Raw genomic sequence first — 11950 nt, forward strand, 5'->3', positions numbered from 1 at the left:
CCCGGCCTTGCTCTAAGGTTTCTTCTCGCCAACGCAAATAAGCTGGTGATAAATTCATAATTAACTCCGTGTCGTCTTCAGTTAAATCTTCTCTGTCTTCTATTTTGATGCGCCAGTTGGCGAGAATCTCTAAGATGTTGCCCCGTAAAGGGTGTCCGACTGGCAGTGCTACCAACTCATTAATGGCTTGGGTTTGAGTGCGATTGCGTCCCAAAACTCTCAACCAGAGGGTTTCTTCCGTAACCGGTAGCTGGTTAATGGCCACCAGGGCTGTGTTGAACAACTCAGGCAAAAAATAGACTCCCTCAACCCAATCATCGGAATCATCAAGTTTGGCAGCAAAACCATTTAATAGGTTGCTTGAACAGGAAGGAGACAGAATCCATAAACAGGGCAAGTCGGGTTCTGACACAGAATTTTTCTTTCGTCGTGCCTTCCGCTGCAGGTCACCGTAGAGGGCAAACAACTTCAGCAGGCAATTGCGCACCGCCATGATCCCGATGGCATTGCGGAATGGTTCCAATAAACAGGCCGTAGATACCATTTGACCGAGCAATCCTAAAACCTGGGGTGGTGTGGATGTTGAAGGTGTTGGTAGAAACCAAATATCGACTTGACGAACTTCACTGGTTATTTCCCGGCTAATTTGCACCTGACCATGAGGTGTTAGCAACTCCGTGAGATACTGTTTGGCAAATTGGTCGTGTGGCTGTCGGGTCATCAATCCTAATTCTTTGGGGGTAGTATTAGTAGCCTTTCACCGATTAACTGGCTAAAAACAGATCCCATGGATCTTGACTTTTTAACTAAAATCTGCATTGGCATCTTGTGTCAAGTCTTCCTCACAGCCGCCATACTGCAATGGCACTAAACCTCAGGCATTTTCTGTAGAGTTTGAGTATGGTGGCACAATTAAAAACATCCTCACCGATTGTAACCACGTAATCGAGCAATGAACATTCCACGGCTACACCCAAACACTATTGAAGCAGTTAAGGAACGGTCTGACATTGTGGATGTCATCTCGGAGCATGTGGTATTGCGCAAGCGTGGCAGAGACCATGTTGGTCTCTGCCCTTTCCATGAGGAAAAAACTCCCAGTTTCACTGTCAGTCCCTCTAAACAACTGTATTACTGCTTCGGCTGCCAAGCTGGAGGGAATGCGATTAAATTCCTGATGGAGATTGGGAAGCACTCTTTCTCAGATGTGGTGCTGGATTTGGCACAGCGCTACCAGGTGCCAGTCCAAACCCTCCAACCGGAACAGCGGGAGCAATTACAACGGCAACTTTCTCTACAAGAGCAACTCTACGAGATTCTGGCCTTAGCCACAGCTTTCTATCAACATGCCCTCAGACAACCCCAAGGACAACAGGCCCTAGAGTACTTGCGCGGTCAAAGGGGTCTGAGTGAGGAAACCATCATTACCTTTGAACTAGGGTATGCTCCAGCTAGTTGGCAAACCATCTACCGCTATCTGGTGGAACACAAACGGAAGCCAGTGAAGTTAGTTGAGCAAGCGGGATTGATTAAGCCTAGAGACAATGGTGGGTATTATGATGGCTTTCGCGATCGCATTATGATTCCCATCCACGACACCCAAGGTCGAGTGATTGGCTTTGGTGGTAGAAGTCTCGGGGATGAGCAACCGAAATACCTCAACTCTCCAGAAACTCCCCTGTTTGATAAAAGTAAAACCCTCTTTGCCCTAGATAAAGCTCGTAATTCCATTACCAAGCAAGACCAAGCTGTAGTGGTAGAAGGATATTTTGATGCGATCGCACTCCATGCTGTAGGAATTACTAATATAGTCGCCTCCCTTGGTACCGCTTTTAGTTTAGATCAAGTCCGGCAACTATCGCGCTATACTGAATCCAAGCAAATTGTGCTCAACTTTGATGCGGATGCTGCTGGTACTACTGCTGCCCAAAGAACCATTGGAGAAATTGCTAACCTAGCTTACCAAGGGCTTGTCCAGCTACGGGTACTCAACCTACCCGATGGCAAAGATGCTGATGAATTCCTCAAATCTGCTCCTGACGCTACGCAACAATACCAACAACTGTTGCTCAATGCTCCCTTGTGGTTGGATTGGCAGATTGATCAACTCCTGATTAGCAAAGACCTCCAACAAGCCGATCAATTTCAGCAAGTCGCCCAAGGGATGGTTAAGTTACTAAAGCAACTGGACGACATTAATCAGCTCACTTATTATATTAACCACTGTGCTCAAATTCTCAGTCAAGGACAAGGGAAACTAGTATCTCTCTACATAGAAAATTTCCAAACTCAACTCCAAAAACCCCTGAGAGCTGCCTTTAAGAAATCCTCACCTCGGTTAAAGAAATCGAAACAACAGGGTAATCAAGACTCAAACCTACCTGTTGGTAAAGAGCGCATCCTTTTAGAACGAGCCGAAGCCTTACTATTACGGATTTATTTACACTGTCCTGACTATCGACAAACAATTATTGATACTCTAGACCAGGGAGATTTACTGTTTAGTCTCTCTCACCATCGATTCTTGTGGCAACAAATTATTGAACTGCAAGGGATAGGCACACAGTTTCACACTACCACCCCTGAACAGCTAATCTCCCGTTTACAAGACCGGAGTTTACAATTTCCTAGGGAAATTACTCAAGTCGCTCATCTCTTTCATCTTGACGAAGCCTGTAAAGAAGATATTTTGCGAGCTCCGATGGTAATACAGGCAGCAGCAGCTTCCCTAGAAATAGTAGCCTTGGAAAAACATCGGCGCTATTGTTTAGAGCAATGGCAAAAAATTGACCTTAGTAATGATTGGCAACGTAAGCAATACTATTGGCAGGAATGTCAAGATGCTAATCGTCGGCTTCTGGAATTAGAGAAGATACGTCAGGTTGGTATTTCAGATTTATTAACTATGCATTCACTATAAAATTGGCGTTGCTTCATAATGGAATGATTTGAAGAGTTGTGTGGAATGGGCATCAGGCGTGGAAGCGATGCAGCGCCTTCATGCGGGGGTTTCCCCCATGAGCGACTGCATCAAGACACAGGCATCTTGCCTGTTACAGTTTTCGGGCAGGCAGGATGCCCACCCAACTCCTATTCATTCCTTAATTCAGCAACGCCAATATATCAATAATTGCGATGAAATCGATCATTATCTCTGTATCCTGCATTGTCTATGTTATTGTTACTATTTCGATTTCCTGGAAATGTCTGAGGGTCAACCACGCACCGGAAAGAGCGAGGTCTTCCGTCCCGAAAATCTTTTGTCCCACCACCACAGACAAATTTTTCATTAATCGGTTGACCATTAATTGTGCCTTTTACCCGAAAACCGTAAGCACCGTCATGGGTAGGTTTGAACCAAGTATTATAACGGTTTTCAGTACGAAAGGCTTTTCGGAGTTCACCCTTGAGTTTAGCTTTACGAATCACCTGAGCATCAAATTTATCTTCTTTGAGATACAGCACATAGACATCAAGATCTATTTTGTCTTCCTTGTCTGTGTCTACAGGAGAGTCATCAGCGGCATTGCGCAGAATCACATCAACCGCATTCACCACATCCTCAAAAGCTGGTTCGTTTTTAAAGCCAACAGTGACTTTATATGCTCCCACCACTCTTGTTTCATGAGCGCGGGCGGGGATTGCAGATAGCGCCATCATGCCAATCAGTGCCGCCGTTTTACAGGCAGATCCAATTTGACGAATTGTCAAAGAAAGTGTCATCGAATATATTTGAATAGTATCAACATACTGTGCCTTTCCTATTCAAATCTATTTTCATCAATTATCTTATTAAATTTTGATTAAAATCATCTTTTAACTAACATTTTGGAATTCAACATGTAGTATTAATAGAACACGGAAGCGGCAAGGAAACAGCCCTGCCACAATACTGCGAATTAGCGGATGCAACGCTTTTTTACAGCATTGAAGCATTGAGCAACCCCGAGGGTTTAATTGAAGCTGCAAGCTCTCAGTGGTAGATAGGTGTTCCTCTGACCAACAGTGCCGGGAACTCTAAAACTGAGAGTAATCGGCCAGACAATTCCATGGAACGCGATCGCATCCCCCAAGCCCAAAAAGCTAATCCCCTCACACAAAGCCAACCCAGAGAACTCATTTCACTAATGCAATTAGGCTTACTGGGATTGCTCGAAGTCAGTAGTCTATGTTTATTACTCGCCTCACCCACCCTCGCCCAAATTACCCCAGATAGTACCTTGGGGAATGAAAATTCTCAGGTTACTCCCAATCAGACTATCCGTGGTGCAGTAGTAGATTTAATCGAAGGGGGAGCGATTCGAGATAGTAACTTATTCCATAGTTTTCTGGAATTTAATGTTGGTAATGGTCAACGAGTGTATTTTGCTAATCCTGATGGTATTACCAATATTTTGACTCGTGTCACCGGCAGCACCCTCTCTCAAATTCTGGGCACCTTAGGAGTAAATGGTAGCGCTAATTTATTCTTGCTTAATCCCAATGGTATTGCATTTGGATCTAATGCGAGCTTAGATGTAGCAGGCTCCTTTTTTGCTAGCACTGCCGATAGTGCGGTGTTTGACAATGGTTTCAACTTTAGTGCTAGTGATCCACATGCCCCACCACTGTTAACTATTAATATTCCCATGGGTTTGCAGTATGGTAGCAATCCTGGCCCAGTAAACGTTATTGGAGCTACTTTAGGCATCCAGACAGGGCAAACCATAGCTTTACTTGGGGGAGAGGTTAACCTGAATGGTGCGACCCTACAAGTGCCAGGAGGACGGGTGGAATTAGGAGGATTATCCAGTTCAGGAACAGTTACCCTCAATGGCGCGACATCAGTAAGTTTTCCCGATGGAGTCCAACGAGCTGATATTTCTTTGAGCAACGGTTCGGTAGTAGATGTCACCTCAGTTAATGGCGGAACTATTGCCATCAATGGTGCTAACTTCGACATGTCAGCCAGTGAGTTACAAGCTGGATTGACTTCAGGGACATCGATACCAGATGCAGTGGCTGGCAATATCACCATTAACGCTAATGGTAATACCACTCTTAGTGACAAGAGTTTGATTGCTAATGATTTACTAACAGGAGCGATAGGCAATGGTGGTTTGATTGAGCTAAGCACTAGCGACCTGACTATCACTGGTGGTTCAAGAATTCAAACTGTTACCAATAGCAATGGGGCATCAGGAAATATTGAAATTAATGCCAATGGCACCATTGATATCTCTGGTTTCACTGAGGATGGGTTATTTAGCGGGATTCTGACTCGTTCTGCTGCTGACACTAGTGGCTTTGGAGGCAACATTACCATTAATAATGCCGAAGGGTCACTCAATCTAGCTAATCGGGGATTTATCGGTACAGTTACCGATAGTAGTAGTAATGGTGGTGCGATCGCATTCAATCTCAATACCTTAGTCCTTGACACTGGCGGACAGATTATCACCCTTACCACCAATCTAGGCAATGCTGGAGATATCACCATTAACGCTAGCGAAAGCGTCACTATATCTGGGGAAAGTCGGGATTTTGTCCCGAATCGTTTGTTGGACTTAGAACCCTTTGACTTATTTGACTTAAATGATCTGGAGTTTATTACTGACCCCAATCCCGACGTGGCTGAATCTGGACCATTGGGAATACCCTATGTGTCCATTGAACGGACTCCAGAACAGATTATTAATGGCACTACTGTCTTGGGTACAGCCGAAAATCAAGTCGATTACTTCTCCTTCAGTATCACGAATGGCAACAGTCGAGCTATTTTCGACATCGACAATGGCTTTACTGACTCTGACGGCAACATAGATAGCAAGATTTTCCTGTTTAATCAAGGTACAGGGGAATTATTAGAGGTCAATGACGATTCTCAAGCCGCTGATGGTGCTGGTGGCAGTAGACAAGTCTTTGGCAGTTTCACCACAGACTCTTTAATTGATACCACTATCACTGAACCAGGGGTTTACTTACTCGGAGTCGCTACCTTCCCATCTGGTGCTAGTAATAATGAATTGATCGAGGGCACAACCCCACAAGTGGGGGACACTTACACCCTGCAAGTATCTTTAGAAAACCTGGGCACTGAGGGAGTCTCGTTACCGGAAGACCCTTTCAATCCAGCTAACTTTAATCCGAATGTCCAAGCCAGGAGCGGCTTATTTTCAGAATCGAGAGGCACAGGGGATAGTGGCCGCTTAACGATTAATACTGAAAAATTGATAATCAACAATGGTGGTAGAATTTCCACCGATACCTTTGATGCGGGTGCTGGTGGCAATATTACCTTACATGTCGGCTCATTGCTGGAAGTGAATGGATCAAGCTTAATCTCAAGCATTGCCGAGGGTAGGGGAAATGCCGGTACAATCGTGATTGATACCGAACAATTGCATGTGAACGGGGGTACTCTAAGTACCGCTACCTCCAGCTCCGGTAATGCTGGTGAGATTACTATTACCGCCACAGAATCTGTGATGCTAGGAGGAACCACTGTTGAAGAGCTTGGACTCATCAATACCGACGCCGAAGTTGGAGCAACTGGGAATACAGGGAGGGTGATTGTTGAAACTCCAGTTTTGCAGTTGCGTAATGGCGCTCAGATCGTTTCCGTTAATGGCGGTGATGGGGATGGGGGCAGTGTAATGGTTAGAGCTAATTTGATCGAAGCCATAGGTACGTCATCTGATGGTATATTTCCCAGCGCCTTTTTTACAGGTGCAGAGGGCAACGGCCCTGGGGGCAATTTAACCATTGAAACCGAGCGTTTGGTTCTCAGAGATGGAGCAGGATTGGTCTCTCGTACCGATGGAGCTGGGGATGCCGGAAATATCACAGTGTACGCCTCCGAGTCCGTAGATGTGATTGGCACTGATGCTAGTGGTTCAGCCTCTAGCGGCGTATTCACAAGTGGACTAGTTATTGGTGGTACTAGGGACGAAATTGGTGGAAATGGTGGTGATCTAGTGATTGACACTGGGAATTTGCGAGTGGCTGAAGGGGGGCGTCTCCAAGCCTCTGCGGTTGGTGCTGGGGATGCTGGGAATATTACCATTCGCGCCACTGAGGTAGAAGTCAGTGATGCCTTTGTCGATTTTTCTGGCGCTGTCAGTGGTGTGTTAGTTTCCGTGGATGAAGAAGCCACTGGCGATGGCGGTCAATTAACCATAGATGCTGAACGGTTGCATATCTTTGATGGTGGACAGGTGATTGCTTCTAGTTTAGGGGATGGTGCAGCTGGGGATATCATCCTCAATGTTAAAAATATAGAGGTCACTGGTATTTCAGAGGACGGTCAGTTTCCTAGTCGCATTGCTGCCTTCTCTTTGGAAAACGCCCCTGCGGATTCGGTGACCATTATCAGCAACAACTTGACCGTGCGCGATCGCGCCGAAATTTCCGTCAGTGCTCGTGGTAATGGGGATAATGCTAAGGCTGGTAATCTCGACATTACTGCTAAATCGATTCTATTAGAGCAGAGCGCTACCCTCTCTGCGGAAGTCAGTGCTGGGGATCAGGGCAATATTGAGCTGGATTCTGAGCTGATTGTAATACGCGATCGCAGTAACATCACTACTAATGCTACAGGTGCTGCAACTGGCGGTAACATTACTATCGATACTGACTTGCTAGTTGCCCTAGACAATAGCGATATCACTGCCAATGCTGAAGATAGCTTTGGCGGACAAGTGATTATCAATGCCTTAGGCATTTTTGGTACTGAATTTCGGGAACAACTTACCCCAAATAGTGATATTACCGCCTCTTCCCAACTGGGAGCTTCTTTTAGCGGTACTGTGGAAATTAATGCACGATCCTCCGACCCTAGCGCGGGATTATTAGAGCTACCAGACAATTTTGTTAATCCCAAACTGCTAGTTGCCACTGGTTGCGGTACCAATCAGGGCAATCAATTTACCCAAGTTGGGCGGGGTGGCTTACCCACAGACCCCACTCAACCTCTTGTAGGTCAAACCCTGTGGATGGATTTACGTCCATTACCTCGACATATCGCTCGCCGCAGGAAAAATCCTTCTAATGCTTCATTGCCTAATCCAGGTAACTCACGTCGGTCTAGAATTATTGAAGCTAATCGATGGATTGTTAATAAGGACGGAGTAGTAGAGTTAGTGGCGGATTCAGTTCAGTCGAGTCCCTTCATTTCTTGGTTTGAACCTTATTATTGCGTACGGTAACAACACTTGGGTAATAGAAAATAACGTAACCTATGAGCTATCAGCTATGAGCTATCAGCTATCAGCTATCAGCTATCAGCGGTCAGCTTAAGCGCACGCTACGCGAACAGTTTATGGGCTACGTCCCAGCCTTGAAGCCTGTGCCACGCTACTTGAGGTGCTATCAGCTCAAGGCTGACTGCTGACTGCTGACTGCTGACTGCTTACCTTTAAATTGCTATTCTTTAACATCATGAAAGTGACTATAATCAATAATTCTACTGCCGTCTGATTTCCTATCAAACATATCTACAAAACGCCTATCCCACAAAATTTCTGATGCGGTGTAGGAGTGACGACTGTGAATAGTCTGGGAAACCGTTTCATCAATACCGACTAGGGTGATAACAAGTGTGGCTTCCATTTCAGCAAGAGACTCTGGTGTTTCCCCATATAACGGACTACTTTCATCAATCGGATGCATGGCTGTCCAAGTTAGACCAAAGCTAGGGGTTTGGCTACGCAACAGTTTTAGATCATAGAATCGACGCATGGATTCCCCTTCTAATGTCACTTCATTGCGCAGGAAACTTACCCTGAGCTGAGCTTCCAAAATCCGATTATCCCGTTCATTGGCAGTGCGGAACATGAGGGTAGTTACCCCATTATGGGGCGCAATCACTGCCCTACGACTGAAGATGACTCTGGCAGTAGGGCGAGAGAAGCGGGCAAACATTAGTCCCGTTGCCATGGCTAGGGCCATCAAACCCACTAGAGCTTCTATGGTAACGATGATATTAGCATAGGAGGTCACGGGATACATGGCACCATAACCAATGGATGCCATGGTCTGAACACTAAAGAAAAAGACATCTAAAAAAGCACCTGGACGGGCATTTTCAATACAATTTCCTCCAGCTAGGTACAATAGGGCAAAGACGATGTTAATGGTTAAATAACAAACCGCAATTAGTCCGAAAAATATCGGCCAATTAACGGTCAGCATTATATGATAAGGGTCACGCCAATGGTTATGGGATGACCCTTTGATAATTATGTCTAATTGTCTAGGTCTAGTGCGTTTACCGATGCGCATCTTAGTTAGTTTTAATTTCTATTGGAAATTGTACCTCCACACCTAAGACACATCATCTTTGTTGTTTGACCCAGTGGTGGGTGACGGGCAGGGCTCTCTCAACCGATTCTGATCAGGGGGAAAATCAAGAGTAGCCCTTGCCTAACGCACCCGACGCTACTGTTACTTGCTAGAAGCCTATTTTATCTCAAATCCTCTCATCATTCCTTCATCTTCATGATCTAGAATATGACAGTGAAAAACAGAATCGCCAGTGAAGTCCTCAAACTCTGTTAAGAACGTCACTGGATAAGTACCACCTTCCCCTGGACCATTGTCATCTGGACTTTTTAGATAGATAGTATCCTTCCAAGTAGGCTCGCCGTTCAATCCCACGTAATCTAGACCCTCAGTCACAAGAAAAGGATTAACATGAATATGAAAAGAATGATTCCCCCGATTAGATTGTAAAATCCATTTTTCTTTTGTACCCTTTTGCACTGTCATGAAGTTATCCGTTGAAAATGATTCGCCTGGGCTTCTAATATCTGTATTATTACCTATTACGCAACCCGTTGGATACTCGCAATTCATCCCAAACTGTGTAACCTTTATTATAGGTTCGTTTCCATCCACGCCATCTATATTATCACGATTCAACTCAATTTTTGCATGGATCTCACCATCGTCAATGCCCTCAAAAATATAACCATCGGTGTCTGGAGTGGTTGCTAAAGTTGAAATACCCTGAGACTTAAGATCATAATCAGGAAGATCAGATACACAAGAAGGAGCACTACACTCACCTTCTACATTTATAAATGCTAGAATCTTTCTTCCTGCTTTTACTTCGGCTGGTATTTCTTGATCACCATCTTTTACTCCTTCTGCTTGTATGGTATCAATGCGAGTATCAACAAGTAGATACTTACCAGGTTCATCAAATTTCACCAAAACGTCACTTCTATATCCTGAACCTAAGAAAATATTCTTCCGTTCTCTGATGCTCTCAAAAGTTATTCCATCTTCAGCAACCTCGTGGAAAATATTATTCATTGGTTCGGGATATGTTTCAGTCTTTCCAGTGAAAATATTATTATTCCATCCGTCATCCTTATAAACAGCTACCTCAATTCGTTCTCTTACTCCTGCATCAATAAACCTCCATCGTTGAACTTCATTCTGTTTTATTGTAATTAGAGGAGCCAGTTGTCCATTGATAGTGGTATGTCCGCCATAACCATTCCATATCGCACCTTCTCCATCCCTTTGAGAGTATGATATTATTGTGTCCGGATTAGCAGGTATCAATTTAGGACAATTGTCATCATTATTAAGGTAATCACAAGCCTTTTTCGTTCCATCCCATTTTCCTGGACTAAATATTTCATCAAAGTTCTCAACATAACCCGTCAACTCCCAAGTAAATTCATTAGCGGCAATGAAAGGTATTTGTTGAAAAACAAATATCCTATCTTTAACGCCAGCCAGTACTGAAGCTAAAGATTTTTGACCGGGAATATCATTTTCAATGATAAGAGCACCAGCCATAGCACTGCTAGTCTGAAGTGCTGTAGCTTCATGCAAATGAGGATGATACCAGAAAGTCCCTGAAACATGATCCTTAGGAACTTTAATCCTGATGTTAGTACAGTAGTCCTTCTCGTCTATGACTCCGTCGTTGTTTCCGTCGTAGTCTATCTCAGGCTTGTAATAACCCGTGGAAACAGGGTCACATAAGTTATTATCAGGCTTTATTTCAACCAAAACGTCATCTTGAGTAGGCTCTGGAGAAACATGGAGACCATGAGTGTGTAAATTAGTGCTATTGAAGTAGGGATTTTTAAACTTATCGTAGGGAATCGATAAACAATCAGTTCCAGGGCACGAAGGAAGTCCGTTCTGAAAATTAATATTAAGAGGAAAATATTTACCACCAGTAGTCGGATCCCGTTGAATAGGGGTTTCTGAAGTTTTTATTTTTATGGTTGGGCCCACTGGTGCATTTGGAAGTGTTTGAACATCAGTATCTCCTTCAGTAGTAGTCGTATTAGTAGTATAACCTCTTAGTTTCACGTGGAAACCCCCAATCTCATAGTCTTTATATTCGGCTGTTAAATCTATCTTTTCTTCTAATTTCGGGTTTTCTAGAAGCAGCATCGGAGGCTGAGAAAAATTTTCTCCATAGCACATTTTATTCCTCATCAGGTGTGTGTCTATGTATGGAATGGAAGGATCTTTGTCTAGAACATTTCCTTTCTCAAATACTTGATAAACACGGGAGCATGGTGCAGCAAACGCCTTTGATGAAGACAAGACAAAACTTGTAACAAAAAATACAAGGATTGCAAAGACTCTTAACGCGAGTTTTAGCACAAAAATGACCTCTCTATATCTACAATAGACATCTCCAAAAATGTCAGCCGTCCGCTTTCAGCCGTCAGGGCACGCTGCGCTAACAAAAGTAGCAGCATCTGTAGCCCATCAGCTGTTCGCGTAGCGTGGGCGTAGCCCATAAGCTGATAGCTGAATCCTTACCCATAAATTAGGTTTTAACCTATATAGGATGGGCGTTTCATATTTTTTTGTCGGAGAAAATTAATGTCTATAAATTAGGATATCAGACAAGCTGTCAAATTTGTTGAAAAAAAAAAAATTTTTTTTTCGACTCTCTCGCGGATAGTCAGATCAGGTTGTTTCCTGTCTAGCC

The 11950-nt window shown here is 44.1% G+C and carries 7 protein-coding genes; 3 read left to right on the forward strand and 4 right to left on the reverse strand.

Going from position 1 to position 11950, the window contains the following annotated elements; translation table 11 throughout:
• On the reverse strand, positions 1-721 hold a 721-nt coding region (locus AC4II3_RS07245; protein WP_490722797.1), incomplete at its 3' end, for a hypothetical protein.
• Between the two features lie 97 nt (positions 722-818).
• Between AC4II3_RS07245 and AC4II3_RS07250 the strand changes: the two genes are divergently transcribed.
• The gene (locus AC4II3_RS07250) at positions 819-956 is read left to right on the forward strand and encodes a hypothetical protein (RefSeq protein WP_488006506.1); all 138 of its coding nucleotides are present in this window, start codon (positions 819-821) and stop codon (positions 954-956) included.
• The gene (gene dnaG / locus AC4II3_RS07255; RefSeq protein WP_488006508.1) at positions 953-2920 is read left to right on the forward strand and encodes a DNA primase; all 1968 of its coding nucleotides are present in this window, start codon (positions 953-955) and stop codon (positions 2918-2920) included. The genes AC4II3_RS07250 and dnaG overlap by 4 nt, the downstream gene beginning before the upstream one ends.
• Before the next feature lie 203 nt (positions 2921-3123).
• Here the strand turns inward: dnaG and AC4II3_RS07260 are convergent, their stop codons facing one another.
• Positions 3124-3723: a hypothetical protein gene (locus tag AC4II3_RS07260; protein WP_488006510.1), complete on the reverse strand. Its 600-nt coding sequence runs from the start codon at positions 3721-3723 to the stop codon at positions 3124-3126.
• 326 nt (positions 3724-4049) lie between these two features.
• On the opposite strand from AC4II3_RS07260, the gene AC4II3_RS07265 reads away from it, so the two are divergent.
• Positions 4050-8186: a two-partner secretion domain-containing protein gene (locus AC4II3_RS07265; protein ID WP_488006512.1), complete on the forward strand. Its 4137-nt coding sequence runs from the start codon at positions 4050-4052 to the stop codon at positions 8184-8186.
• Positions 8187-8403: 217 nt separating this feature from the next.
• On the opposite strand, the gene AC4II3_RS07270 is transcribed toward AC4II3_RS07265, so the two are convergent.
• Positions 8404-9261, reverse strand: coding sequence for an ion channel (locus tag AC4II3_RS07270; RefSeq protein WP_488006514.1), 858 nt, complete (start codon positions 9259-9261; stop codon positions 8404-8406).
• Positions 9262-9438: 177 nt separating this feature from the next.
• A complete protein-coding gene (locus AC4II3_RS07275; protein WP_488006516.1) occupies positions 9439-11616 on the reverse strand; it encodes a multicopper oxidase family protein in 2178 nt (725 codons plus the stop codon).
• Positions 11617-11950: the final 334 nt, after the last annotated feature.

The sequence above is a fragment of the Moorena sp. genome (assembly GCF_982860115.1).